Raw genomic sequence first — 24,530 nt, 5'->3', positions numbered from 1 at the left:
CACCTCCTCGCGGTCGGTCAGAGCCCGGGCAGCAGGACGGTGTCCGCGAACACCGTCCGTTCCTTGATCTCCTCGGGTGTGGACGTGTGCAGGAACGCGCCTTCGCGGGGTTCGTCGTTGGGGATGAACTCGACCTCGCGGACCCGCACCCGGAGGGCCCCGGTGCCCTGGGGCAGCCAGAACTCGGACGTCCACTCCCTGACGCGCGACAGGCCGACCTTCTTCGGGACGGGCTTGCGCAGGTCCACCCGGTACCACGCCGGAACCCCGGTGGGGCTCGCGTCGAACGCGATGAGATCGACCTGGTCCGCCGGCACGCCCTCGGGTGCCCGGCAGCGTTCCAGGACCATGTCGACCCGGTCGACCGCGGGGGCCGGTGAGATCACGCCGGTCAGTTTCACCTGGACCCGGTCGGCGGCGAGGCGCGTCACCTGGAGCGTCCGGTCGGGGAGCAGGGGCACGGTGTCCGTCCTGACCACCGGCGACAGCGCGAGCCCGGCCAGGCTCTCGGGCTGGTAGCGGGCGACGGCGAGCTGCACCAGCGCGTGGTGGAAGGCCGTACCGTCCGTTCCGGCGAGCGCCACGTCGCACAGCCAGCACCCCTCGTCCTCCTGGTACTCCGGCTGGTGCGGTTTCACGACGACGTCGGCGTGGGCCTCCTCCAGCGCCAGACGCCGGTCCGGTGCGGTGGCGCTGGAGATGTGGGCGGCGAACGGCGCACCGAGGGGCAGGCCCTTGGTGGGGTAGACCGGGTCGCTGCCGGCCAGGGAGACGAACGGGGAGAGGCGGTCGTCCGGGCCGGCGCCCTCCGGGCGGACCACCACCGCGAGGAGCTCGCCGGCCCCGGTGGTGTGCCACGGCGGCTGCAGGGCGAGCCGGACACGTCCGGCCGAGCGCTCCCGGGTGAGCGTGTGGCCCGTCGCCGCGAGGTCGCCGGTCCGCTGCCAGCGGAACGCCGGCCGGGCGGACAGGACCACGGGCGGTGCCGGACGCGCCGAGCTCGGCACGCTCACCGGCGCCAGCTCCTCGGCCAGGGTGAACTCGTCTGTCAGCTGGGGATCGCGGAAGTACTCCCGGAACCGGCCGACCGCCTTCAGCGTGTAGGTCACGGTGCGGTGCCGGGTGTCGCCGAACTCGTGGCGGAAGAGGGTCTCCGGGCGCGCCGGTCCGGACGGATCGACCGGGATCGTCTCGACGGGCACGTCGGTCACCTCCTGCCGCCGGGTGTCCCACTGGTCCGTCCAGCGGGCGGTGACGTGCAGCTCCGCCGTGCTCTTCGGATCGAACACGTCGGACTGCGGCACCAGCGTGGCGAAGGTGGCGTTCGCGGCGCGACCCGCTTTCAGGACGGTGTCGGGGCGCCGCAGCGGATGCTGCACCGCGTGGACGAGCGTGACGGACCGGGCCGGGGTGACCATCGGGTGGCGGCCCTGCCCGAACGCCTTCGTCGCGTTCTCCGGCGGGTCGGCCAGGTGCAGGGCGAAGTGGTCGGTGATGCCCTCCCGGGGGAACGTCGACACTTCCAGGGTGAGCTGCTGTGTCGGCGCGAGACGGACGACCAGCCGGTCACCCTCCCAGGCCACGGCCGGCCGCCCGGGCTGCGGGGTGGTCAGCTGCAGCGTCCTGGGCGGCAGGCCGGGCCACTTGTCCGGCGCCTCCCAGGCCCGGGCCAGCAGGGCGGGAGGGCGCGGCTCGGTGCGCAGGACGGCTATGCCGCCGGCGGCCGGATCCGGCAGGGCCGGCCCCTCGGCCGCCGCGAGGAGCGCCCGCCCGACCCACTCCCAGGTCACGCGGTTCACCACGGCCGGGTCGCCGTCCAGATCGAGCATGCCGTGCTGCTCGGCGAGGGCCGGTGTGCCGTCCGGTGGCCGCAGCAGCCGCTGGTCGTTCAGCGGGTAGCCGTGCCGTCCGGCGTACGCCGGCACGTCCAGGTCCGCCACGGGGTCGCTGCGGATCACCACGAGCTCGGCCGACTCGCCGGGCGGGACCCGGGCGGGGTCCACGGCCGCGGGGTACACGACGACCGGTGCCGGCAGCGGCTCGTGGCGGGCGTAGAACTCGGGCCGGGTCCCGTGCTGCTCGGCCGCGTCGTCCCCGGGGCCGAGCCCGCCGCCCGCCAGGTCGGCCACGCGGGCCCGCAGCGTGTAGTGGCGCCCGAAGCGCAGCGGGGGCAGTGTGCCGGGCTCGACCTCGAAGGCCGTGCTGAGGCTGAGCCCCGGGTCGGCCGGCGGCTGCGCGGCCGGTGTCCCGTCGACCTGCGGCCGGGGCACCGCCAGGCTCCAGCCCCGCCAGGCGGCCACCGTCTCGTCGGCGTGCAGCCCCGTCCAGTCGCTGATGGCGGCGTTGGTCTTGAGGTGGCCCTCCTCCGGTGCGCCCGCCGCGCCGATGACGAGGAAGTCCTCGCTCAGCCGGCCGTCGGGAAGGCGCCGGTGGGCCCGGTAGGTGGCGTTGCGCCGGTGCAGCGAGAACCAGTGGGCGCCGCCGAGGGTGGGCCGTACGTCGATGCGGTAGCCGAGCACCAGGTCGTCCGCCGTGAGGACGTCCGGCAGCGCGGCGCGGGCCGCTCTGCTCAGCCGCGCGCTCATCTCCTGGCCGCGGCCCCGCAGCACGAGCCGCAGGCCGTCCGAGCGCAGCGCGGGCAGCACCGGGGTCCCGGCGGCCGGGTCGGCGTCGTGGGCGCGGGCCGCTTCGCGCAGCCGCTGGGCGGCGACGTCCACGTCGACGGTGGCGACCTGCCACAGCGGCGCCCCGTGGTCGTCGGTCCGGTCCAGGGTGACCATGCCGTCGTCCACCCGGGCCGTCGAGCCGGGGCGGAACCCCGCTTCGAACAGGGTGCGCGGGGAGACGACCGCGGGCAGCGACGCGGGCCGTGCGGGCCACACCACGCGCACCGTCCCGCCGGCGTGGTCGGTGACGTCCCGCGGATCGAGCGCCAGCTCGAAGATCAGGCCCAGGGCCCGCAGGACGGCCGGGTGCTCCCGCAGCAGCGACAGGGTCCGGTGGAAGCCCGGCCGCCCCGGTGAGGCGGGTACGTCCACGGGGGCGGGCGCCGGTTCCTCGGGCGCCAGCCAGTGCTCGCTGCGCAGCACCCGCTGCACCCGCTGGGTGAAGTCCGGGGACCGCGGACCGAGTTCCGGGTCCACCTCGGCCCGCGCCACGTCCTGGAGCCCCTGCGCCACCGCCTGCGCGTCCTTCGAGGTCTCCCGCACGGTCAGCCGGCCGGGGTCCACGGCCCGCTGGCCGTCGGGGGCGTCCTCCACCGGCAGTCCGGCGACCAGCCGCTCCCAGACGCCGGCCTGGAACGGGACGGCTGGAACGAGGTCCCGGCTGCCGTCCGGGGCGGCGGACGGCCCCGCACCCGGCCGGAACAGCTCGACGCGTACCGTGCCCGCCGTCAGGGCCGCCGGCGGCCACTGCGCCATGCCGTGCTGCGCCGGGGTGCCGCCGTCGAGCCGGGGCACGACGAGCACCCGCAGCAGCGGCCGGTCCTGCACGAAGCCGCCGGGTACGGGGATCCACAGCATGTCGCTCATGACGCGAACGCCTTCCGGTACTGCTCCCAGGCCTCGAACGCCGCCGCGGAGCGCGCCTCGGCCGCTTCGGGGGCGAGGGTGGTCTGCGCGGGGTCGGTGCCGCCGACGAGCTCGAAGGTCCCGCTGTCGACGGTGACCGTCTGCGAGTACAGCGTCAGGTCCAGTTCCAGGACGAGGCTCGCCCGGCCCGTCAGTTTCGGCCGGCCGTCGTCGCGGAAGAGCAGGGCGACCCGCAGCTCGACCGAGACCGTGACCAGGCCGAGCAGCCGGACGCTGCCGCCGATCCGGATGAACGCCTCCAGCTCCAGCGCGCCGTCGGCCCGGCGCACGAAACGCACTCCGCCCAGCGCGTGCACCTCGGCCCTGGCGACCACGAAGTCGACGGCGACCATCGCGCCGAACTCCATCGAGATCTCCACCCTCGGCTCGCCGGCACCGGCGATCTCCACCGAGGCGTACCCGCCGCCGCTGAACCCGGTGACGGACAGGGCGAAGGGGTGCTCCCGGCTCGCGAACCCGAGTGCCACGGTCACCGGTTTCTCCGCATAGGGAACGGTCACCGCCAGCCGCGCGGCCACGTTCTGCATGACGAACATGCCGGCCACCGCCCTCGGCAGCGTGATCTCGTAGCCGACGGTGACCCCGGTGGGGGAGACCCGGCAGGTGAGGCCCCCGCCGAGGAGCGCCTCCAGCTTGCGCTGCAGTTCCTGGAGCAGCTTCAGCGGACCGCTGAACGCGATCTCCGGCGCGTCGAGGGCGAGATGCGTGGGGCGGCCCGGCCGCTGGTCGAACGTCACCTTGCCGAAGGACAGTGTGAGCAGCCGCGTGGCCGGCGGTGGGGGCAGCGCGAGGGCGACGTTGCGCAGCACGCAGGTCTGCGCCGGCGGCGCGGCTGCCTCCGGCCGTTCCCGGGCCGGCGGCCGGGAGCCCACGGACAGGTCCAGCCGCGCGGCCGCAGCGGGCTGGAAGGCGTTGTACGCCTTGAGCGGCAGCGCCGGCCACTCCATCTCCGTGCTGGTCTCCAGCCCCGTCCGCCGCTGCACGATCTTCGGCGGGCTGGGCTGGGAGCCGCCCGAGGTGTCGATGAGGGCGGCCAGCGGGAAGCCGAACAGCGTCGCTCCCTTGAAGGCCCTCTCCAGTGCCGCCGCCAGGTCGGACGCGCCCGGGAGGGTGTCGGTGACGACGGGACCCAGCTCGCGGGAGATCCCGTCGGCCTTGAACTTGGGCGCCACGAGCCCTCCGGAGCGGTCGGCGTTCCTGGTGAAGTCGACCAGGAGACCGCCCGGTGCGACGAAGACCAGCGGGACCCGGGGCACGGACACCGCCGCGGCGGCGGAGTGGCCGCGCAGGGCGGCGGCGTAGGTCATGGCCTGCGGCTGCTCGTGCCCCGAGCCGGGCAGCAGGGTGCGCAGGGCGGACAGGACGACGTCGAACTCGGCCAGGTCCGGGCGGTACCCGGTGCCGTGCGGCACGGCGGTGAACGTCAGCGACCGGACCTCCTGCACGTCCCCCGGCCGGCCGCCCGCCCCCAGCAGGTCGAGGGCGACGCCGGGGACCGGCGCCTTGGCGAACGGCCGCCAGCTGTCCAGCACCCCCTGCGACGGGCCCGGTCGCGTGTCGGCGACGAAGACCAGCGGAATGGGGAACTGGACGGTGGTCGCGCCGGCGCGGCAGCGGACCGGGAACCGCACGGGCGAGGAGGGGCCGCCCGGGAGGAACTCCAGGAAGTCCGCCGGCTCCGGTGTGCCGGTGAGGGAGAACTCGCGGCCCAGCAGCTCCACCTCGTCGAACGGGAACGTCGGGGCGCGGGTGCCCGTCAGGAGCGGGCGGGAGATCACCAGGGTGCGCCGCCTGCGCAGGGCCGCGACACAGCCGACGGGGGCCGGGTCGCCCAGGGGCAGGAATTCCCGCCGGGCGAAGTCCTGGTACACGCAGGCGAAGCCGAACGGCCAGAGTTTCCCGGACACGGTGACGTCCGCCCGCTGGTCCCGGCCGGCCGTCGTCTCCTGGGTCCAGGAGGACGAGGGCCACTGCGCGCCGGCCGACAGGGTTCCGCCGAGCGCGGTCAGCTCCAGCCGGGTGGCGTCCGGCGGCCAGTGCTGTGCGCTCCACGAGACGATGACCGCCCGCTTGTCCTTCAGCGGCGGCTCCTGGAACGGGCCGCCGCCCGGAAGGTTCTCGGTGTCCCGGGAGGACGTGGGCCGGATCGCCAGGAGTGCGTCCCCGGCGCCGGCGTCGCCGGCCCGCAGCCGCGCGGTCCACAGGCCCACCGCACCCGAACCCGCCCCCGGCACGGGTCGCGCCCTGTGGTCCGACACCACGGGCGCGCCCGAAGTCCGGGCCAGGGGAAGGACGGTGAGCCCCCACGGCAGCTCGATCCCGGACGCCTGCCCGTCGATGTGTGCCTGCCCGGGGCGGGCGAGCGCGCCGAGGATGCCCTGCGCGGTCAGCTCGATCACGGTGCCCGTCCCGACCCGGAAGACGAGCCGGCTGGGTTCGGCCAGCCACGCGTGACTGTGCACGGGAGCGGCGGTGTGGAAGTCGGCCGGTGTGGTCTGCTCCAGGACCGCCTGCGGCGGGAAGGTGAGCGTCACGGTCGGGTCGGTGCCGGTGGCCACCAGCCGGGGCGCGGCGGCATGTGCGTCCGTACGGACCTCGCATCCGGCCCATTCGACGGCCAGGACGACGAAGTCCTCACCGCGTACGATCAGAAAGTCCGGCCCCGCCATCTTTCCTCACCCGCTTCGTCGCGGCGTTCCCGTGCCTCGTGGGCCTCATGGCGCCAGGCCGTACCGGAGCTCGCTGCCGTTCAGGTGCGCGACGTGCGCGCTGCCCTCGCGGTCGAAGACGAGATCGCTCCACGCGCCGCCGGCCTCGACGTCCTGGAGGTCGAAGGTGGCGATGCCGGTCCGCGTCGCGAACTTCAGCCGGCCTTCGGAGCCGTAGACCACACAGATCCGCGAATTGTGGTTCACCGCGCACGCGGAGTGCACGTCGTCCCCGGCCACCTGGTTGCTGACGGTTTCCGTCGCGGGGGACTCCGGGAAGTTGCCGAAGATGCACAGTTTGAGCGCGCGCTCGGTTCGTTCGTGGTACGAGATGAAACTCTCGCCGGTGATCGAGTGCCCCATTGCCGGGTATTCGCCGAGGATTTGATCACCGCTCATGAGCTGCACCTGCCAGCTGTCCGGCTGGCCCGGGAAATCGGTTCCGGGTACCCGGGTCGCCACGCGGAGCCTGCGGATCGCCTGCCCGGTGGCGGACAGGTCGTCGAAGTAGGCGATGCGCAGGGTCTCCTGGGCGTCGAAGTCCAGCGCGGGGAACCAGCCCTTCTCCACGACGTCCCCCTCGTCGACCCTCTGCACGTTCTTCTTCCAGCGCGGAGGAGAATCCGGTGTGCTCTTCGGCGGCGCCTTGGTGGCGTACCAGAGGCTGAAACCGGACTGGTACGCGAGGTTCGGGGTGTCCTTGAACGCGGGAGGACTGAACACCCCGGGATGCAGCCGGAGCGAGACGAACCGGACTCTGCCGGTGAGAATGCCCCCGCTGGTGGGGACGTCCTCGAAGGTCCACTGGGTGTCGCGCACCCCGTAGACCAGGTGGTCGTCGGCCTCGGTCGGGAAGGCGACGTGCGGCCTCTCCCGGGAGTCGATCGCGAGGCCGATGCGGTAGATGTCGCGGGCCGCCGGACCCGCCGGCAGCTCCGTCCTGCTCCACCCGTCCTCCTCCCGGTGGGCCACGACGACGTTCCCGCCGTTGGTCGCGTACGCGATCCAGGGGGTGTTCGTCTCGTCGACCGCCAGGGACACCTGCCCGGCAGCGGTGCCGGTCTTGTCCACGACCTCGGTGTCGAATGTGGGCGCCATGTTCTTCGTCATCTCCGATTGAATGCTTGCCCGTTAGTTGTTACGTGTTCAATCGAGAGGGGTGCGCGCCGCGGACTCGCTGACTCACACGCTAGTCACCGCGAGGGCGTGCTGCACCCCGGGGGATTCGGGCTGCGCGAGCCTGCGGGCGGGAGCAGGATGGACATGGGGGTGCACCATCGAATCCGGCGTCGGCCTCTGAGGGAGACGACCATGGAATCGGGCAGGATCGAGCGCAATCCCCTGGCACCGGAACCCGCGCCGGCGCCGCGAGCCGGCCAGGAGCTGGAACGCGAGGCGGCCGAACGGCTCGACGAGATCCGGCAGTACTTCAGGGACCGGTACGCGCGCCGCGACGTCGTCGCCCGCACCACGACGGCCACCGGTGAGGAACTCGACTGGGTCCCGGCCGAGTCCGGCGCGGAGCCCCCCGACCTCGAGGGCCCGCAGCCGCCCGGCGACCCCGGCCGTCCCCGGTCGCCGCAGACCTTCGAGCAGGCCGGACACCAGGGTGAGACGGGCCCGCCCGGCACCGTGCCGGTGGTGCGCAGACCGCTGGACGGCATCACCGCGACCGGTACGCTGCAGGACTACCTCGCGAAGGGCGTACGCGCGAAGCGCTTCACCCCGCCCGACGACACGGGTGCCGCCACGCGCGCCGCCTCGGTCCACAAGTACGCCCACGCCGCCCAGTGGGTGACGAACTTCGGCACCGAGGGCTTCATCAACACCTGGCGGCCCTACGTCCAGTGGTCGAACGAGTTCTCCCTGGGTCAGCTCTGGGTGGTGCGGGGCAGCGGAAGCGGGACGGACCTGCAGACCGTCGAAGTGGGCGCACAGACCTACCGTGACCTGTACGGGGACTGGTATCCCCACCTGTTCATCTTCTACACGACCAACAACTACACGCACAGCGGCGACAACCTCGGCGGCTACAACACCGACGTGAACGGCTGGCAGCAGACATCGCAGCGGGTCTACCCGACCGCACGGCTGGCGGAGAGCGCGTACGGCGGCGTCCAGTACGACCTCGCGCTGAAGGTCACCCTCTACAACGGCAACTGGTGGGTCCGCGTCGGCGACGAGTGGATGGGGTACTACCCCGCCGCCCTGTTCAACTCCACGGGTCTGCGGGACCAGGCACAGGTCGTGGACTGGGGCGGTGAGATCGTCGACGACGTCGCCAACCACCCGGAGGCCACCGCGACCTGGATGGGCAGCGGCCACTTCCCGAACGAGGGCTGGAGCCGTGCGGCGAGCATGCACAACCTGGCCTGCCAGTCCGACGGCGCCGGGACGATGGCCGGGTTCCGGGGGACCCCGTCCGTGACGAACACGAACGCCTACCAGATCACCGCCGACTTCAGCGGCACGACGACCTGGGGGTCGTACCTGTACTGGGGAGGCCCGGGTGGCGTCGAGTGACGTCCCGGCGGGGGACGACCGCGCGGAGGTCATCCCCTCCGAGGTCGATCCGGACGTCGAGTGCGTCCGGATCGACAAGGCGGCCGGGCAGGCGGAACCGCCGCCGTCGCCGCCCCCGGACGCCGGGCCCGAGGGCAGGAGGCTCTGCCCCGAGGGCTATGTGCCCCGGCGCCGCCGCCGCGACTACACGCTGAACGGCAAACGGGTCGTCACCGGCACCCCGCCGACCCGCAACCCGGAGGAACCGCGCGCGCACGGGACGCCGCCGGACGACGCGGTGCCGTAGGCGGACCCGCGCCGAGCCGGAGCCGGCCCGGTCAGCCGCGGGTCGCGGTGACGGTCACCTCTCCTCCGCGGGCGGCCAGTACCCGGGCCCGGCCCGCCGGACCCTGTAGGACGCGCGCGTCGCCGGCGGCCGTGATGCGCCAGGCGCCCGGGGGCAGGGACAGGGTGGTCGTCCGGGGACCGTGCGAGGCCGCGCGGTAGGTCAGCCGGTAGGCGCCCGTCCCGGGGTCGTACCCGGCGGAGCGGACCGTGCCCGCCACCGCCTCCGCGTACGGCTCGGCGGTCAGCTCCTTGTGGGGGCGGAAGGCGCCGGTGTCGTCCACCGCGCAGTAACCGCCGCCGTAGCACCACACATAGCCCGCCCAGCCGGAGGCGTAACGGCCCAGGGAGGCCAGGGCGTCACGGTAGAAGTCGTTCATGTGCGGCAGCGTGCTGTCCGGCGGCCCCCACTCGCCGACCACCACCGGGACCCGGTAGCGCCTCGGGTACTCGGTGACGGCCCGCTCGTACGCCTCGATCCAGCCGGCCCCGGGATCGTAGTCGCCGCCCGCCTCCATCGCGGCGTTGTAGAAGTGCGGCGCGTACACGACCCGGGGATCGTCCACGCGGCCGAGGCCGGTCGGTACGCCCTCGCCCACGACCGGGGTCGGTTCGACGAACAGCCAGGCGTCCGGGTCGGCCGAACGGACGGTGTCGGCAAGGCGGTTGTACATCGGGGTGAGCTGCTCGCGTTCGACGCGGCGCGCGGCCGTCGCGAGGTCCTCTCCCGGTTGCCGCTCGCCCATCGGCTCGTTGATCAGGTCGTAGCCGAGCACGGCCGGGTGGTGGGCGAAGCGGGCGGCGAGGGTGCGCCACATCGCGGCCTGGGCGCGCCGCAGGTCCGCGTCCTCGTACAGGTGGGTGAAGGCGCGCTGCACGGCGGGCTCGAAGTACTCGGCGAACCAGTCGTCGGGGTGGGCGGTGAACGGCAGGCCGTCGGTACGGGTCGCCCACTCGGGTATGCCGCGGTGGCCGAACGCGGGCCCGAAGACGTCCTGGTGGGCGTCGAGGACGACCTTCACGTCGTGGCGCTGCGCCCAGTCCAGGACGCGCCCGATCTTCCGGAGGTACCCGCGGCTGTACTGTCCCGGTCTCGGCTCCAGGTCGTCCCAGAAGACCAGCAGCCGGGCGAAGTCGAAGCCGCGGGCCCGCAGGTCGCGCAGGTGGCGTTCGGTGATGCCGGTCAGGGCCGCGTCGCCCCGGTGCGTCTTGTCCTCGATGTTCCAGCCGTGCAGGGTGAGCACCCGCCCGTGCCGGTCGGTGAGCCGGGGGACGTCCTGCCCGGTCTCCTCGGCGTGGGCGGTGGCGGGGGCCAGCAGCGCGGCGACGACCGCGCCCGCCGTGAGCATCGCTCGCAGCACAGGAAACCTCCCGGAAGCCGGTCTGCCGTTCCTTGACCTCGCGTGCACTTCAAGCTGAACACTCCTGTGCTACCAGCCATGCACGGGGAGGACCAGCATGAAGTACCGCACCATCGGCACGGATCCGGCCACCCGCCGGGAGGTGAGCGTGCTCGCGCTCGCGGCTCACTGACCGTGCGGCTCCCGCACCACCGCCACGTCACCCGGCGCCACGGTGACCGAACCGGGGGTGTCCTTGCCGGTGAGCAGCTCCCTGGCGTCCTGGGCGACCGGCACCGACGCCCCCCGGCCGGTGTGGTCGATGACGAAGAGGTAGTCCGCCTCCGGACCCCGCCGTCGGACCACCTCCACCCCGGGCGGCGCGGAGCGCACCGGCTCCGCCCCCGCCTCGGTGCGGACGCGCTCCAGCAGGGCGGCCAGCGTGTCCGGGTCGGGCAGCGTCGCCAGGTACCAGGCCGCACCGGCGCCGTGGCCGTGCCGGGTCACCGCCGGGACACCCTCCAGCGGGCCGTCGGCGAACGAGGCGACCGCCTCGGCGCCCTCCAGCCGCAGCCGCTCCGACCACAGCGTGCCCGAGGCGCCCTCCGGCACCGCGCCGCTCAGGCCGACCGGCGCGTCCGGCAGCAGCGGGAACGGTTCGTCGGAGCGCACCCCCAGCACGTCCCGGAACGCGCCCGGGTAACCGCCCAGGCGCACATGGCAGTTCTCGTCCACGGCCCCGCTATGGAAGCCCACGGCGAGGATGCCGCCCCGCTCGGCGAACGCGGCCAGGTTCGCCGCGCCGGCGTCGTCGACCAGGTAGAGGCTCGGCGCGAGCACCAGGCGGTACGCGGACAGGTCCGCGTCCGGCCGTACGAAGTCCACCGCGACGCCCGCGCGCCACAGCGGCTCGTACCAGGCCCGGACCAGGTCCAGGTGGCGCAGCTCGCCGCTCGGCTGGGCGGGCAGTTCCAGGGCCCACGAGGCGTCCCAGTCCCAGACGATCGCCACCTCGGCGGGGGTGGTGCTGCCGCGCACCTCCGCCAGCGCCTTCAGGTCGGCCCCGAGCCGCACCACGTCCTGCCAGATCCGGCTGTCCGTCCCGGCGTGCGGCACCATCGCCGAGTGCCACTGCTCGGCGCCCGCCTTCGACTGGCGCCACTGGAAGAACGCGATGCCGTCCGCGCCGCGCGCCACGTGCGCCAGCGCGTTGCGGCGCAACTGCCCCGGGTCCTTGGCCCGGTTGACCGGCTGCCAGTTGACCGCGCCGGTGGAGTGCTCCATCAGCAGCCACGGACCGCCCGCGAGCGAGCGCACCAGGTCGCCGCTGAGCGCGATGTCGATCTGCGACGCGGGGTCCGTGGACCGGAGGTAGTGGTCGTTGGAGACGATGTCCAGCTCGGGGGCCCAGCGCCAGTAGTCCAGCGCCTCGAAGCTGAAGTTCACCATGAAGTTGGTGGTGGCGGGGACGGACGGGGCCGCCGTACGCAGCAGGTCCCGCTCCGCCCGGTACAGGGAGAGCAGTTCGTCGGAGCAGAAGCGGCGCCAGTCCAGCTGGTGCGTCGGGTTGGGTACGGCACCGGTGGCGCGCGGCGGCAGGATCTCCTCCCAGTCGTAGTACCACTGGGACCAGAAGGCGGTGCCCCAGGCGGTGTTGAGGGACGCCAGGTCGTCGCCGTACCGGTCGCGCAGCCAGCGCCGGAAGGCCGCCGCGCTGGTGTCGCAGTAGCAGGCCGCGTTGTGGCAGCCGTACTCGTTGTGCACGTGCCACATGCGGACCGCCGGATGGTCCGCGTACCGTCCGGCGAGCGCGCCCGCGATGCGCAGCGCGGCCTCCCGGTAGGCCGGCGAGGACGGGCAGAACGTCTGGCGGCTGCCGTAGGAGAGCCCGCGGCCGTCCCCGTCCACCGGCAGCGCCTCCGGGTGGGCCCGGAAGAACCAGGCCGGCGGCGCCGCCGTGGGCGTGGCCAGGTCGGCGGCGATACCGCTCGCGTCCAGCAGGTCCAGGATCTTGTCCAGGCGCGAGAAGTCGTACACGCCCTCGGCCGGCTCCAGCAGCGCCCAGGAGAAGATGCCGACGCTGACCAGGTTCACCCCGGCCTCGCGCATCAGGCGCACGTCCTCGGCCCACACCTCCTCGGGCCACTGCTCGGGGTTGTAGTCGCCGCCGTACGCGATACCGGGGACGGACAGGGTGCGCTTCACGTGGTTCTCTTTCCGGTGCGGGCGCCTCAGCCCTTGTTGGAGCCCAGGGTCAGGCCGCTGACGAACTGGCGCTGGAGCACGAAGTACACGACCAGGGTGGGGATCGCGGTCAGCAGGGAGCCGGCGGCGATCAGGTTGGGGTCGGTGAAGTACTGCCCGGAGAGGTTGTTCAGCGCCGAGGTGATCGGCATGTTCTCACCGGTGGAGATCAGCACCAGCGCCCAGAAGAAGTCGTTGTAGATCCAGATGGACAGCAGGGTCGCCAGGGCGGCCATCGCCGGCTTGCACAGCGGCAGCGTGATCTGCCAGTACAGCCGCCACACCGAGGCGCCGTCGACCAGCGCGGCCTCGGTCAGCTCGTGCGGCAGCGAGCGCATGTAGTTGCTGAGCACGAACGCGCAGAACCCGGACTGGAATGCCACATGGATCAGGACCAGGCCGAGCGCGGAGTCGTACAGCTTGCCGCTCGCGGTGATGCCCGGCAGGTCCGTGAGCAGGTACAGCCGGTACAGCGGGGTGATGATGACCTGCTGCGGCAGCAGGTTGCCGGCCGTGAACACCAGCAGCAGCGCGAGGTTGACCCGGAAGTCGAACCGGCTGACGTAGAACGCGACGCAGGAGGACAGGAACAGCGTCAGCAGCACCGCCGGCACCGCGATGAGCAGTGTGTTGCCGAAGTAGTGCATCATGTCCGACTGCTGGTACGCGTTGGTGAAGTTGTCCAGGCTCAGCTTGTCCGGCCAGGAGACGTAGCCCTTGGCGCTGGTCTCGCTGTAGGGGCGCAGCGCCGAGAAGACCGCCCACAGCAGCGGGGCGAGCCAGGCCAGCGCGGTGCCCGCGAGGAAGACGTGCAGCAGGACGCGGGCGGGGCGGATCGGGGCGCGCCGCTTCAGCGGGAGAGTGGTGCCGCTCATGCGCGCCGCTCCTTCCGGAAGGTGGCGATCAGATAGGGGATGATGACGGCGAGGGAGATCACCAGCAGGACGACGGCGATGGCGGAGCCGTAACCGATGCGGCTGGACTCGCCGATGATGTTGTTGGTGACCAGGATCGACAGCAACTCGGTGCCCTGGGCACCCTTGTTGAAGACGAAGACCAGGTCGAAGGCGCGCAGTGCCTCGATGATGGTGACGACCAGGACGACCGTGTTGGTCGGGCGCAGGGTCGGGAAGATGACGTTCTTGAACGTCTGCCACTCGCCCGCGCCGTCCAGTGCGGAGGCCTCCCTGAGCGACGGGTCGACGCTCTTCAGACCGGCCAGGTACAGGATCATCATGTAGCCGGTGTGCCGCCAGGACGCGGCGATCAGGACGGCCCACAGGTTGAGGTGCGGGTCGCCGATCCAGTCGATGTAGTGGCCGGGCTTGTTGGCGCCGATGATGCTGTTGATCAGGCCCGTGTCCGGGTTGTAGATCAGCTGCCAGACGAACCCGATGCAGGCCATCGAGATGACGACCGGCAGGAAGAACGCGGTCTGGTAGATCCGGGTGAAGCGGATCTTCTTGTCCAGCTGCACGGCGAGGAACAGGCCGAACGGCGTCGGGATCAGGATCAGTACGACGAACCAGATCACGTTGTGCTGGACGGCCGGCCAGAACTGCGGGTTGTCGGTGAACAGTTGCTTGAAGTTGTCCAGGCCGACCCACTTGATCGAGTCGAACCCGATGCCGTCCCAGGTGGTGAAGGCGAGGAGGATCGAGGCGAGGGCGGTGACCCAGACGAGGATCACGTGCAGGACGGTCGGCACGCCCGCCATCAGGGCGAGCGTGAACCGGTCACGGCGGGTCAGCAGGCGCCGGTGGCCCCGCACGACCCGCTTCTTCTCGGGCGCGGTCCCCGGAGCCGGCACCGCGGCCGGCTCCGGGGTCTTCGTCGTCGTGTCGGTGGTCATCGGGCCGCTCACGAGGAAGCGAAGATCGTCTTCTTCTGGCGCTCGATGGACGACAGCAGGCCGTCCACGCCCTTCGGGTTCTGCAGGAACTTCTGCAGGCCCGGCTGCATCACCGTGGAGGTGAAGTCGGGCCGGGAGTCGCGGTCCATGAACTGGGTGAGGCTCTTGGCGCCGGAGATCATCTCGAAGGCCTTCTTCTGCAGCGCCGAGTACGACGAGGTGGAGGCCTTGTCGGAGGCGGCCACCACGCTCGGGTCGCTCTTCAGGTAGATCTCCTCGGCCTGCGGGGTGCCGAGGAACTCCAGCAGCTTCACCACACCGGCGTGGTTCTTCGGCGACTTGGAGACCATGAAGCCGTCGGTGGGCGCCTCGACGGTGTCCTGGCCGTACGCGGAGTTGATCTCCGGGAAGGGGAAGAAGTCGAGGTCGTCCAGGTCGGCCTTGTCGGTGAACTGCTGGGCCACGAAGGAGCCCAGGAGGTACATGCCGGCCTTCTTCGCCACCAGCGTCTGCGCGGCGTCCTGCCAGGTGCGGCCCATGAAGCCGTCCTGGTGGTAGGGGAGCAGCTCGGCCCAGTGGTCGAAGACGGCCTTGACCTTCGCGTCGGTCCAGGAGGCCTTGCCGGCCATCAGCTGGACGTGGAAGTCGTAGCCGTTGAGGCGGAAGTTGATCTGGTCGAAGGTGCCCATCGCCGGCCAGGCGTCCTTGTCGCCGAAGGCGATCGGGACCAGGCCGTCCTTCTTCATCTGCTTGCACAGGGCGACCAGCTGGTCCCAGGTGGCGGGGACTTCGTAGCCGTGCTGCCGGAAGACGCTCTTGCGGTAGAAGACCGCCCACGGGTACGTGGTCAGCGGCACGAAGTAGTACTTGCCGTCCGCGCCCTTGCTGAGCTTCTTCATCGCCTCGGGGAAGTTGCCCCCGATCTTCTCCCAGACGTCGTCGATCGGGCTGGCCAGGCCCTTGGCCGCGAAGAACTGCATGCGGTAGCCGGCGAACCAGTTGAACACGTCGTCCGGGGTGCCCTGCAGATACGAGTTGATCTGCTCCTGGAAGGTGTTGTGGTCCTTGGTGTTCACGTCGACCTTGAGGCCGGACTGCTTGGTGAAGGCCGTGTAGATGTCACCGTAGGCCTTCTTCGGCACGGCGTCGGACTGGTTGGAGCCGACGGTGACGGTCTTCGGGTCCGATCCGGAACCGCTGCCTCCGCAGGCGGACAGCAGGGGTATGCCGGCTCCGGCGAGCAGGGCGGCACCACCCGCTCCGCGGAGCAGGGACCGGCGGCTGGGACCGGGCAGGGACAGACCGGAGGGGGAGAGGCGCATGGCGGCTCCTGAGGAATGCAGGGTTCGGCCAAGGGGATGAGTTGATCACCGAAAGGTCTTCGAAACCGCTCAGAAACCAACTCGACCGAACATCGTGGGCGTAATAACAGCCCCACGTCCGCTCATGCGTCAATAGCTCCGGGTCGCAACGGGGGGTCTCTTGCCCGAAACGTAATCGTCACCGTCACCTGCGCCATTGACGGCGGACAGGCCGAGCAGCCCCCGCGGCCGGGGGCGGCCGAGGGGGCTGTGGGAAAGAGGTGGTTCCGGCCCGGGCGGGACGGGGGGTTCCGCTTCAGGTTCTGACCAGCAGCTGGAAGGCGAAGGAGTACCGGGACGCCCGGTAGACGTGGCTGCCGTGCTCCACCGGCCGGCCGGCGTCGTCGTAGGCGGTGCGCTCCATGGTGAGCAGGGCCGCGCCCTCCCGCTCGTCCAGCAGGGCGGCCTCCACGGGTCCGGCGGCCCGGGCGCCGATGGACTGCCGGGCGCTGTGCAGCGTGATCCCGGCGGAGCGCAGCATCCGGTACAGGCCCGTCGACTCCAGCCGCTCGGTACCGAGGTCGAGCAGGGACACGGGCAGGTGGTTGCGCAGGAACGCCACCGGCTGCCCGTGGGTGCAGCGCAGCCGCTCCAGGAGGGTGATCTCGGCGCCCTCCGCCAGGCCCAGGGCGGCGGCCACGTCGGCGGGCGCCGGGATCCGCTCGTTACGCAGCACCCGGGTGGCCGGGCCCTGTCCGGCCGCCGCCAGGTCGTCGTAGAGGCTGCTGAGTTCCAGCGGGCGCTTGACCCGGCTGTGCACGACCTGCGTCCCCACCCCGCGGCGGCGGACCAGCAGCCCCTTGTCGACCAGGGACTGGATCGCCTGGCGGACCGTCGGCCGGGACAGCCCGAGCCGCGCGGACAGGTCGATCTCGTTGCCCAGGAGGTTCCCGGGGACCAGTGCGCCGTGCTCGATGGCCTCCTCGAGCTGCCGGGCGAGCTGGTAGTACAGGGGTACCGGGCTCGCGCGGTCCAGTGCGAAGGTCAGTCGGTCGAGCGCGCGATCACCCGGTGCCGTTCGCTGCGGGGTGCGGTGTACTGGGCTCATGCCCCTCAGGTGTAGGCCCGCGCCGGGGAGGGTGTCAACGGTTTGTACTTACATTCGGACCTGCTTGTGAAATGATGTCTTAACAAAGTATTGACAGCGGGCTCGACAGAGGCTTGTATCCCGTCCCAACGCAATCGCGTCCCTTGCCCCGTCGCACGCACAGTGAGGTGCAGGAAAGATGGACCGCTCTTCTCGTCCCCGCTCCCGCAGACTGGCTCCCCTCGTGGCCCTGACCGCTGCGGCAGCCCTCACCCTCGCCGGCTGTTCCAGCAGTTCCGGCGGCAAGAAGGCCGAGGAGTCAGCGGCGAACGCCTCCGCGGGCAAGGCCGACACCCCCCGCATGACCGTCGCGCTGGTCACCCACCAGGCGCCCGGCGACACCTTCTGGGACACCGTCCGCAAGGGCGCCGAGGCCGCGGCGGCCAAGGACAACATCAAGCTGATCTACTCCGCCGACCCCAACGCGGGCAACCAGGCCAACTACGTGCAGAACGCGATCGACCAGAAGGTCGACGGCATCGCGGTCACCCTGGCCAAGCCCGACGCGATGAAGGGCGTGATCGGCAAGGCGAGGCAGGCCGGCATACCGGTGGTCGGCCTCAACTCCGGACTGAGCGACTGGAAGAAGCTCGGCCTGCTGGAGTTCTTCGGGCAGGACGAGAGCGTGGCGGGCGAGGCGTTCGGCAAGAAGCTGAACACCACCGGCGCCAAGAAGATCGTCTGCGTCATCCAGGAACAGGGCAACGTGGGCCTCACCCAGCGCTGCGACGGCGTGAAGAAGACGTTCCAGGGCACCACAGAGACCCTGTACGTGAACGGCACCGACATGCCGTCCGTGAAATCGACCATCACGGCCAAGCTGAAGCAGGACAAGTCCGTCGACACCGTCGTCACCCTCGGAGCCCCCTTCGCACTGACCGCGGTGCAGTCCCTGGGCGACGCCGGCAGCAAGGCGAAGGTGGCCACCTTCGACCTCAACAAGGAACTGGTCAAGGCGGTGCAGAACGGCACCATCGAGTTCGCCGTCGACCAGCAGCCCTACCTCCAGGGCTACCTGGCGGTCGACTCGCTGTGGCTCTACAAGAACAACGGCAACTACAGCGGCGGCGGTGAGCAGCCGGTGCTCACCGGCCCGGCCTTCGTCGACAAGTCCAACGTCGACAGGGTCGCCGCGTTCGCCGCGAAGGGCACCCGGTGATGAGCATGACCCAGCAGGCTGAGCCGGCGGTCGGCAGGCCGCCGGCGTCCGGCCCGAAGCAGACCGACGGCCGCACCGCCCGGCGCCCGCTGGCCCTCAGGCTGCTGGCCCGGCCCGAGGTGGGCGTCTTCCTCGGTGCCGTCGCCGTCCTGGTCTTCTTCCTGATCACGGCGCCGCCGGTGCGCGACGGCAGCTCGATGGCGAACATCCTGTACCAGTCCTCGACCATCGGCATCATGGCCCTCCCGGTGGCCCTGCTGATGATCGGCGGCGAGTTCGACCTCTCCTCCGGCGTCGCCGTGATCTCCTCGGCGCTCACCGCCAGCATGCTCAGCTACCAGCTGACCGTGAACGTGTGGACCGGTGTCGTCGTCGCCCTGATCGTGTCCCTCGGGATCGGCGCCTTCAACGGCTGGATGGTGGTGAAGACCGGGCTGCCCAGCTTCCTGGTCACCCTCGGCACCTTCCTGATCCTGCAGGGCGCCAACCTCGCCGTGACCAAGCTGGTCACCGGTAACGTCGCCACCGACGACATCAGCGACATGGACGGCTTCGGCCAGGCCAAGAAGATCTTCGCCTCCACCTTCGACGTGGCCGGGGTCCAGGTGAAGATCACCGTCATCTGGTGGCTGGTCTTCGCGGCCCTCGCCACCTGGGTGCTGCTGCGCACCAAGTACGGCAACTGGATCTTCGCCGTCGGCGGCAACAAGGACAGCGCCCGCGCGGTCGGCGTCCCGGTGACGTTCACCAAGATCACCCTGTTCATGCTGGTCGGCTTCGGCGCCTGGTTCGTCGGCATGCACAACCTGTTCTCGTTCAACACCGTGCAGTCCGGCGAGGGCGTCGGCCAGGAGCTGATCTACATCGCCGCGGCCGTCATCGGCGGCTGTCTGCTCACCGGCGGCTACGGCTCCGCGATCGGCCCGGTCTTCGGCGCGTTCATGTTCGGCATGGTGCAGCAGGGCATCGTCTACGCCGGCTGGAACCCCGACTGGTTCAAGGCCTTCCTCGGCGTGATGCTGCTCGGCGCCGTCCTGATCAATCTGTGGGTCCAGCGCACGGCCACCCGGAGGTGAAGCGATGACCGACCACACGACCCACGGCACCGTTCTCCAGGACACGCCACCCTCCGCCGACGGCCTCCTCGTCGAACTGCGCGGCGCGGGCAAGTCCTACGGCAACATCCGCGCCCTGCACGGCGTCGACCTGTTGGTCCACGCCGGCCAGGTCACCTGCGTGCTCGGCGACAACGGGGCCGGCAAGTCCACCCTCATCAAAATCATCTCGGGGCTGCACCAGCACACCGAGGGCGAGTTCCTCGTGGACGGACAGCCGGTGCGGTTCAGCACCCCGCGCGAGGCCCTGGACCGGGGCATCGCCACCGTCTACCAGGACCTGGCCACCGTCCCGCTGATGCCGGTGTGGCGGAACTTCTTCCTCGGCTCCGAAATGACCAAGGGCCCCTGGCCGCTGCGCCGGCTCGACATATCCCGCATGAAGCAGACCGCGGACCAGGAACTGCGCAACATGGGCATCGTCCTGGACGATCTGGAACAGCCCATCGGCACCCTCTCCGGCGGCCAGCGCCAGTGCGTGGCCATCGCCCGCGCCGTCTACTTCGGCGCCCGCGTCCTCATCCTGGACGAGCCGACGGCCGCCCTCGGCGTCAAGCAGTCCGGCGTGGTGCTGAAGTACATCGCCGCCGCCCGCGACCGCGGCCTCGGCGTCATCTTCATCACCCACAACCCCCACCACGCCTTCATGGTCGGCGACCACTTCAGCGTTCTGCGGCTCGGCACCCTCGAACTGAGCGCCGAACGCAGCGCGATCGGCCTCGAAGAGCTGACCCACCACATGGCCGGCGGTACCGAACTGGCCGCGCTCAAGCACGAGCTGGCCCAGGTGCGCGGCGTCGACGTGGCGGAGCTGCCCGAGGAGGGCGACCTCAGCGCACCCGTGGCCACCTCCCCGGAAGGAACCACCTGATCATGGCGCACCCCACTCCGCTCGACCGCATCCGGGTCGGCTCGGCCCCGGACTCCTGGGGCGTCTGGTTCCCCGACGACCCGCAGCAGGTGCCCTGGGAACGCTTCCTCGACGAGGTCGCCGAGGCCGGCTACGACTGGATCGAACTGGGCCCCTACGGCTACCTGCCCACCGACCCCGCGCGGCTCACCGACGAGGTGGCCAAGCGGAACCTGAAGGTCTCGGCGGGCACGGTCTTCACCGGCATGCACCGCGGCCCCGCCGTCTGGGAGGAGACCTGGGCGCACGTCAGCCAGGTCGCCGCGCTCACCCAGGCGATGGGCGCCCGGCACCTGGTGGTCATCCCCTCCTTCTGGCGGGACGACAAGACCGCCGAGATCCTGGAGCCGCCCGAGCTGACCGCCGGGCAGTGGGCGCACCTGACGAAGGGCATGGAGCGGCTCGGCCACGAGGTCAAGGAGGCCTACGGCCTGGACATCGTGGTGCACCCGCACGCCGACACCCACATCGACACCGAGGAGCACGTCGAGCGCTTCCTGGACTCGACCGACTCCGAGCTGGTCAACCTGTGCCTGGACACCGGGCACTACGCCTACTGCGGCGGGGACAGCGTCAAGCTGATCGAGACCTACGGCGAGCGCATCGGGTACCTGCACCTCAAGCAGGTCGACCCGGACGTCCTCGCCGAGGTCGTCGCGGGCGGGGTGCCGTTCGGGCCGGCGGTGCAGCGCGGGGTGATGTGCGAACCGCCGTCCGGGGTCCCGGAGCTGGGGCCGGTGCTGGAGGCGGCGCAGAAGCTGGGCGTGGAACTGTTCGCGATCGTCGAGCAGGACATGTACCCGTGCGCGCCGGACAAGCCACTGCCGATCGCGGTGCGCACCCGCCGCTTCCTGCGGTCCTGCGGGGCCTGAGGGGCCGGCTCGTCCTGCCGGACCGGGCCGCGGTGCTCATGACCGCGGCCCGGTTCCTGCGCTGTCCCGAGGGATTCGGTCACGGGGTGGCCGGGAACCAACGGGGGCACGCGGTCGTTTCGACTGACAACGGGGAACGCCCGCGCGGACGGGAGGACGAGATGACACACGGTACGGAAGCCCGCACCACGCCCCGGGAACCGGCCGACGCCGCGGCCCTGCGACGCGACCGCTTCGGCTCGCTGCCCGAGCGGATACGTCCCGAGGACACGGTGGAGACAAGGCCGGCGACCGTGCCGGACCCGGCGCGGGACACCTTCAACCCCGACGAGTGGCTGATCCGGTACTGCGGCTGACGCGGAACGGACGAGGCGGTGCCGGGCAGACACCCGGCACCGCCTCGGGGGCTCAGCCCTGCCGCACCTCCGCAAGCGTCACCGGCCGGTGCTCGTGCAGGGACAGCGTGCAGGCCTCGGCGATCCAGCCGGCCTCCAGGGCGTCCTCGACGGTGCACGGGGACGGCCGGGTGCCGGCCACGACCTCGGTGAACGCGGTCAGTTCGGCGCGGTAGGCGTCGGTGAAGCGGTCCATGAAGAAGTCGTGCGGGGCGCCGGACGGGAAGGTCACGCCGGGCTCGACCGAGCGCAGCGGCAGCTTGTCGTCCAGGCCGACGGCGATGGAGTCGGCGAACCCGTGGAGTTCCATGCGTACGTCGTAACCACGCTTGTTGTGCCGGGAGTTGGACACCACCGCGATGGTGCCGTCGTCCAGGGTCAGGATCGCGCCGGTGGTGTCGGCGTCGCCGGCCGCCGCGATGTAGTCGGCGCCCCGGTTGCCGCCCACCGCGTACACCTCGGTGACCTCACGGCCCGTCACCCAGCGGATGATGTCGAAGTCGTGCACGGAACAGTCGCGGAAGATGCCGCCGGACGCGGCGATGTAGGCCGCCGGCGGCGGCGCCGGGTCCAGGGTCGTGGAGCGGACCGTGTGCAGCGGGCCCAGCTCGCCGGACCGTACGGCGGCCCGCGCGGCGACGAAACCCGCGTCGAAGCGCCGGTTGTAGCCGATCTGGATCGGCACGTCACTGCCCTGCACGGCCTTGAGGACCTCCACGCCCTCGCCCATCGTCCGGGCGACGGGCTTCTCGCAGAAGACCGGGACGCCGGCCTCGACGCCGGCCAGGATCAGCGCGGGATGGGCGTCGGTGGCCGCCGCGACGACGAGGCCGTCCACGCCGGCCGCCAGCAGGGCCTCGGGCGAGTCCGCGACCTCGGCACCGAACCGCTCGGCGGCGGCCTTGGCCGCGTCCGCGAACGGGTCGGCGACGACGAGCGACTCGACGGCGTCGAGGCCGGAGAGGGTCTCGGCGTGGAAGGCGCCGATGCGGCCGAGGCCGAGGATTCCGATACGCATGGTGCTCCTAGAGTGCGGAAGGGCTGCGGGGAAGGTCAGTCGAGTCCGCCCAGAACGTTCTGGTCCCAGTCGATCACCGACCCGGTGACCACCCCGGACCGCTCGGACAGCAGGAGGACCACGAAGTCGGCGATTTCGTCCGGCCGGCCGAGCCTGCCCATCGGCAGCCGGGCCGCGGCCTGCTCCCGCCAGTCGTCCCGGGCACCGTGGAAGGCGCGCTGGGTGGCGTCCTCGCCCTCCGTCGCGGTCCAGCCGATGTTCAGGCCGTTGATCCGGATCCGGTCCCAGCGGTGGGCGTGCGCCGCGTTCCGGGTCAGGCCCACCAGACCCGCCTTGGCGGCGACGTACGGCGCGAGGAACGGCTGTCCGCCGTGCGCCGACGAGGTGATGATGTTGACGATCGTGCCGGGCGCCTTGCGGGCCGTCATGTCGGTGACCGCCGCCTGCATCGCGAAGAACGGCCCCTTGAGGTTGACCGCGATGTGCGCGTCGAACAGCTCCGGTGTGGTGTCCAGCAGCGTGCCCCGTGAGGTCAGCCCGGCCGAGTTCACCAGGCAGTCGATCCGGCCGTAGGCGTCGACCACCGCGGCGACCGCCGTCCTGGCCTGCTCGGCGTCCGCCAGGTCGGCCTGCACGTACAGCGCCTTGCCCCCGGCGGCCGCCAGCTCCGTCACCAGCGCCTCGCCCGGCTCCGGGCGCCGCCCGCTCACCGCGACGGAAGCGCCCTCGCGGACGGCGGCCCGCGCGATCGCGGCCCCCACGCCCTGGCTGCCGCCGTTGACGAGAACGACCTTGTCGTCGAGAAGTCCCATGACCCGCCTCAGCTCTCCCGGCGTTCCGCCGCCGTCCGCAGTTCCTCGCGCAGCCGCCCGGGCCGCCACCTCTCGCGCACCGCCCGCCGCACCAGGTCCGCCTGCGACGGCGGGGCCAGCCCGTCGACCGGCGGATCGCTGTCCAGGCTGGTGGGGAAGGGGTAGCCCTCGGCGCTCGCCGCGATCACGTTCTCCAGCCACTCCCCGGACACGCCCTCGGCGGCCCGCCGCAGCAGTACCGGGAAGACGGCGTTCGCCACCGCCTCGCGGTCCACGGTCTCCATCGCGCGGCCGAACGCGGACGAGATCTGCAGCAGGTTGGCCGTACGCCGGACGTCCGCGGTCCGGTTGGTGCCTGCGGCGTGGAAGAGTGCCGGGTTGAAGAAGGCGGCGTCGCCCTTGGCGAGCGGGAGTTGCACGTGGTGGGCCGTGAAGTACTCCTGGAACTCCGGGCGCCGCCAGGCCAGATAGCCCGGCTCGTAGCGCTGGGAGTACGGCAGGTAGAGCGTCGGGCCGGACTCCACCGGCATGGCGCAGTGGGCGACCGCCCCCTGGAGGGTGAGCACGGGGGAGAGGCGGTGCACGTGCGCGGGGTAGGCGGCGGCCACCGCGTCGCTCAGGAAGCCCAGGTGGTAGTCCCGGTGCGCAACCTGCCCGGCGCCGCCCGGGTTGACCACGTTCACCTGCGAGGTGACCTGGTAGCCCGGGCCCAGCCAGGCCGTGGCGAGCACGGCCAGGACGTCGCTCGCGTAGTAGTCGGCGAACGCCTCCGGGTCGTACAGGGCCGTCTTCTCCAGCGCGTTCCACACCCGGTCGTTGGCGCCCGGCGCGGCGAAGTGGTCACCCGCGGTCGCGCCGGCGGCCCGCTGCCCGGCGATCAGCGCCTCGAACACCGCCGTGACCCGGTCGACGACCGCCGGCTCCGGGAAGGCGCCCCGGACCACGACGATTCCGGGGCCGTCGGCGAGCGCCCGCACCAGCTCCGCGCGCAGCGCGTGCCGGTCGCCGGCCGTCCGCAGCCGGTCACCGTCGTACACGAGGACGTTGTCCACGACCGACGCGGCATGCGGGTAGCCGGCCGGCTCCGTGGTCCGCTCCACCAGGGCGCGGAACGCGCCGAGGTCGCAGTCCTGCTCGGAGAGCCAGGCGCGGCCTGGCACGGCGGCGACGGACATCGGTGTCCCTCTTTCGGTCACGGGAACGGCTTCCGGTCCCGG

Annotated in this window: 19 protein-coding genes; 7 read left to right on the top strand and 12 right to left on the bottom strand. The window is 71.7% G+C overall.

What is annotated here, in order from left to right:
* Positions 1-17: 17 nt before the first annotated feature.
* Genes ACIP4Y_RS07215 through ACIP4Y_RS07205 form a run of 3 tightly spaced genes read right to left on the bottom strand, consistent with a single transcriptional unit; the run spans position 18 to position 7,411 of the window.
* Positions 18-3,533 (bottom strand): hypothetical protein, encoded by a 3,516-nt coding sequence (locus ACIP4Y_RS07215; protein ID WP_401388946.1) that lies wholly within the window; start codon positions 3,531-3,533, stop codon positions 18-20.
* Positions 3,530-6,262: a hypothetical protein gene (locus ACIP4Y_RS07210; protein WP_401388943.1), complete on the bottom strand. Its 2,733-nt coding sequence runs from the start codon at positions 6,260-6,262 to the stop codon at positions 3,530-3,532. The genes ACIP4Y_RS07215 and ACIP4Y_RS07210 overlap by 4 nt, the downstream gene beginning before the upstream one ends.
* A 45-nt stretch (positions 6,263-6,307) precedes the next feature.
* Positions 6,308-7,411 (bottom strand): hypothetical protein, encoded by a 1,104-nt coding sequence (locus ACIP4Y_RS07205; RefSeq protein ID WP_401388941.1) that lies wholly within the window; start codon positions 7,409-7,411, stop codon positions 6,308-6,310.
* A 201-nt stretch (positions 7,412-7,612) separates the two neighbouring features.
* On the opposite strand from ACIP4Y_RS07205, the gene ACIP4Y_RS07200 reads away from it, so the two are divergent.
* The gene (locus ACIP4Y_RS07200; RefSeq protein ID WP_401388938.1) at positions 7,613-8,824 is read left to right on the top strand and encodes a neprosin family prolyl endopeptidase; all 1,212 of its coding nucleotides are present in this window, start codon (positions 7,613-7,615) and stop codon (positions 8,822-8,824) included.
* Complete coding sequence (locus ACIP4Y_RS07195; protein WP_401388935.1) at positions 8,811-9,110, top strand: hypothetical protein; 300 nt, start codon at positions 8,811-8,813, stop codon at positions 9,108-9,110. Before ACIP4Y_RS07200 ends, ACIP4Y_RS07195 begins: the two co-directional genes overlap by 14 nt.
* Before the next feature lie 31 nt (positions 9,111-9,141).
* On the opposite strand, the gene ACIP4Y_RS07190 is transcribed toward ACIP4Y_RS07195, so the two are convergent.
* The 6 genes from ACIP4Y_RS07190 to ACIP4Y_RS07165 all read right to left on the bottom strand — a co-directional run bounded on the left by ACIP4Y_RS07190 (position 9,142) and on the right by ACIP4Y_RS07165 (position 16,993).
* Positions 9,142-10,509: a cellulase family glycosylhydrolase gene (locus ACIP4Y_RS07190; protein ID WP_401388932.1), complete on the bottom strand. Its 1,368-nt coding sequence runs from the start codon at positions 10,507-10,509 to the stop codon at positions 9,142-9,144.
* 165 nt (positions 10,510-10,674) lie between these two features.
* Positions 10,675-12,693 carry a beta-galactosidase gene (locus ACIP4Y_RS07185; protein WP_401388929.1) on the bottom strand — a complete coding sequence of 673 codons (2,019 nt, stop codon included), beginning with the start codon at positions 12,691-12,693 and terminating at the stop codon, positions 10,675-10,677.
* A gap of 26 nt (positions 12,694-12,719) precedes the next feature.
* Positions 12,720-13,607, bottom strand: coding sequence for a carbohydrate ABC transporter permease (locus ACIP4Y_RS07180; RefSeq protein WP_358638647.1), 888 nt, complete (start codon positions 13,605-13,607; stop codon positions 12,720-12,722).
* Positions 13,604-14,584, bottom strand: coding sequence for a sugar ABC transporter permease (locus ACIP4Y_RS07175; protein ID WP_358638648.1), 981 nt, complete (start codon positions 14,582-14,584; stop codon positions 13,604-13,606). Before ACIP4Y_RS07175 ends, ACIP4Y_RS07180 begins: the two co-directional genes overlap by 4 nt.
* Positions 14,585-14,592: 8 nt before the next feature.
* Complete coding sequence (locus ACIP4Y_RS07170) at positions 14,593-15,906, bottom strand: ABC transporter substrate-binding protein (protein WP_401388924.1); 1,314 nt, start codon at positions 15,904-15,906, stop codon at positions 14,593-14,595.
* A gap of 295 nt (positions 15,907-16,201) precedes the next feature.
* Entirely contained in the window at positions 16,202-16,993 is a 792-nt protein-coding gene (locus ACIP4Y_RS07165) for a GntR family transcriptional regulator (protein WP_401388921.1), read from the bottom strand.
* A gap of 178 nt (positions 16,994-17,171) precedes the next feature.
* Here ACIP4Y_RS07165 and ACIP4Y_RS07160 point away from each other — a divergent pair, with 178 nt between their 5' ends.
* From ACIP4Y_RS07160 to ACIP4Y_RS07140, 5 genes are all read left to right on the top strand, one after another.
* Positions 17,172-18,191 (top strand): sugar ABC transporter substrate-binding protein, encoded by a 1,020-nt coding sequence (locus tag ACIP4Y_RS07160; protein ID WP_401388918.1) that lies wholly within the window; start codon positions 17,172-17,174, stop codon positions 18,189-18,191.
* A complete protein-coding gene (locus ACIP4Y_RS07155; protein WP_358638654.1) occupies positions 18,191-19,267 on the top strand; it encodes an ABC transporter permease in 1,077 nt (358 codons plus the stop codon). The genes ACIP4Y_RS07160 and ACIP4Y_RS07155 overlap by 1 nt, the downstream gene beginning before the upstream one ends.
* Before the next feature lie 4 nt (positions 19,268-19,271).
* Positions 19,272-20,177, top strand: coding sequence for an ATP-binding cassette domain-containing protein (locus ACIP4Y_RS07150; RefSeq protein WP_401388915.1), 906 nt, complete (start codon positions 19,272-19,274; stop codon positions 20,175-20,177).
* A gap of 2 nt (positions 20,178-20,179) precedes the next feature.
* Complete coding sequence (locus ACIP4Y_RS07145) at positions 20,180-21,088, top strand: sugar phosphate isomerase/epimerase family protein (RefSeq protein WP_401388912.1); 909 nt, start codon at positions 20,180-20,182, stop codon at positions 21,086-21,088.
* A 161-nt stretch (positions 21,089-21,249) separates the two neighbouring features.
* Complete coding sequence (locus tag ACIP4Y_RS07140; RefSeq protein ID WP_401388910.1) at positions 21,250-21,444, top strand: hypothetical protein; 195 nt, start codon at positions 21,250-21,252, stop codon at positions 21,442-21,444.
* Between the two features lie 52 nt (positions 21,445-21,496).
* Here the strand turns inward: ACIP4Y_RS07140 and ACIP4Y_RS07135 are convergent, their stop codons facing one another.
* Genes ACIP4Y_RS07135 through ACIP4Y_RS07125 form a run of 3 tightly spaced genes read right to left on the bottom strand, consistent with a single transcriptional unit; the run spans position 21,497 to position 24,488 of the window.
* On the bottom strand, positions 21,497-22,501 hold the full coding sequence (locus ACIP4Y_RS07135; RefSeq protein WP_401388908.1) for a Gfo/Idh/MocA family oxidoreductase: 1,005 nt from the start codon (positions 22,499-22,501) through the stop codon (positions 21,497-21,499).
* 35 nt (positions 22,502-22,536) lie between these two features.
* Positions 22,537-23,313: an SDR family oxidoreductase gene (locus ACIP4Y_RS07130; RefSeq protein ID WP_401388905.1), complete on the bottom strand. Its 777-nt coding sequence runs from the start codon at positions 23,311-23,313 to the stop codon at positions 22,537-22,539.
* Between the two features lie 8 nt (positions 23,314-23,321).
* On the bottom strand, positions 23,322-24,488 hold the full coding sequence (locus ACIP4Y_RS07125; RefSeq protein ID WP_401388902.1) for a phytanoyl-CoA dioxygenase family protein: 1,167 nt from the start codon (positions 24,486-24,488) through the stop codon (positions 23,322-23,324).
* Positions 24,489-24,530: the final 42 nt, after the last annotated feature.

Source organism: Streptomyces sp. NPDC088810 (assembly GCF_044750305.1).
Classification (GTDB): domain Bacteria; phylum Actinomycetota; class Actinomycetes; order Streptomycetales; family Streptomycetaceae; genus Streptomyces.
Note: the sequence above shows the minus strand (reverse complement) of the source record. Positions and strands in the feature narration are given on the sequence as shown.

What these genes read in the sequence shown, in the direction of transcription:
- ACIP4Y_RS07215 (WP_401388946.1), bottom strand. Translation starts at nt 3,533, where the DNA reads ATGAGCGACATGCTGTGGATCCCCGTACCCGGCGGCTTCGTGCAGGAC.
- ACIP4Y_RS07210 (WP_401388943.1), bottom strand. Translation starts at nt 6,262, where the DNA reads ATGGCGGGGCCGGACTTTCTGATCGTACGCGGTGAGGACTTCGTCGTC.
- ACIP4Y_RS07205 (WP_401388941.1), bottom strand. Translation starts at nt 7,411, where the DNA reads ATGACGAAGAACATGGCGCCCACATTCGACACCGAGGTCGTGGACAAG.
- ACIP4Y_RS07200 (WP_401388938.1), top strand. Translation starts at nt 7,613, where the DNA reads ATGGAATCGGGCAGGATCGAGCGCAATCCCCTGGCACCGGAACCCGCG.
- ACIP4Y_RS07180 (WP_358638647.1), bottom strand. Translation starts at nt 13,607, where the DNA reads ATGAGCGGCACCACTCTCCCGCTGAAGCGGCGCGCCCCGATCCGCCCC.
- ACIP4Y_RS07175 (WP_358638648.1), bottom strand. Translation starts at nt 14,584, where the DNA reads ATGACCACCGACACGACGACGAAGACCCCGGAGCCGGCCGCGGTGCCG.
- ACIP4Y_RS07170 (WP_401388924.1), bottom strand. Translation starts at nt 15,906, where the DNA reads ATGCGCCTCTCCCCCTCCGGTCTGTCCCTGCCCGGTCCCAGCCGCCGG.
- ACIP4Y_RS07165 (WP_401388921.1), bottom strand. Translation starts at nt 16,993, where the DNA reads ATGAGCCCAGTACACCGCACCCCGCAGCGAACGGCACCGGGTGATCGC.
- ACIP4Y_RS07160 (WP_401388918.1), top strand. Translation starts at nt 17,172, where the DNA reads ATGGACCGCTCTTCTCGTCCCCGCTCCCGCAGACTGGCTCCCCTCGTG.
- ACIP4Y_RS07155 (WP_358638654.1), top strand. Translation starts at nt 18,191, where the DNA reads ATGAGCATGACCCAGCAGGCTGAGCCGGCGGTCGGCAGGCCGCCGGCG.
- ACIP4Y_RS07150 (WP_401388915.1), top strand. Translation starts at nt 19,272, where the DNA reads ATGACCGACCACACGACCCACGGCACCGTTCTCCAGGACACGCCACCC.
- ACIP4Y_RS07145 (WP_401388912.1), top strand. Translation starts at nt 20,180, where the DNA reads ATGGCGCACCCCACTCCGCTCGACCGCATCCGGGTCGGCTCGGCCCCG.
- ACIP4Y_RS07140 (WP_401388910.1), top strand. Translation starts at nt 21,250, where the DNA reads ATGACACACGGTACGGAAGCCCGCACCACGCCCCGGGAACCGGCCGAC.
- ACIP4Y_RS07135 (WP_401388908.1), bottom strand. Translation starts at nt 22,501, where the DNA reads ATGCGTATCGGAATCCTCGGCCTCGGCCGCATCGGCGCCTTCCACGCC.
- ACIP4Y_RS07130 (WP_401388905.1), bottom strand. Translation starts at nt 23,313, where the DNA reads ATGGGACTTCTCGACGACAAGGTCGTTCTCGTCAACGGCGGCAGCCAG.
- ACIP4Y_RS07125 (WP_401388902.1), bottom strand. Translation starts at nt 24,488, where the DNA reads ATGTCCGTCGCCGCCGTGCCAGGCCGCGCCTGGCTCTCCGAGCAGGAC.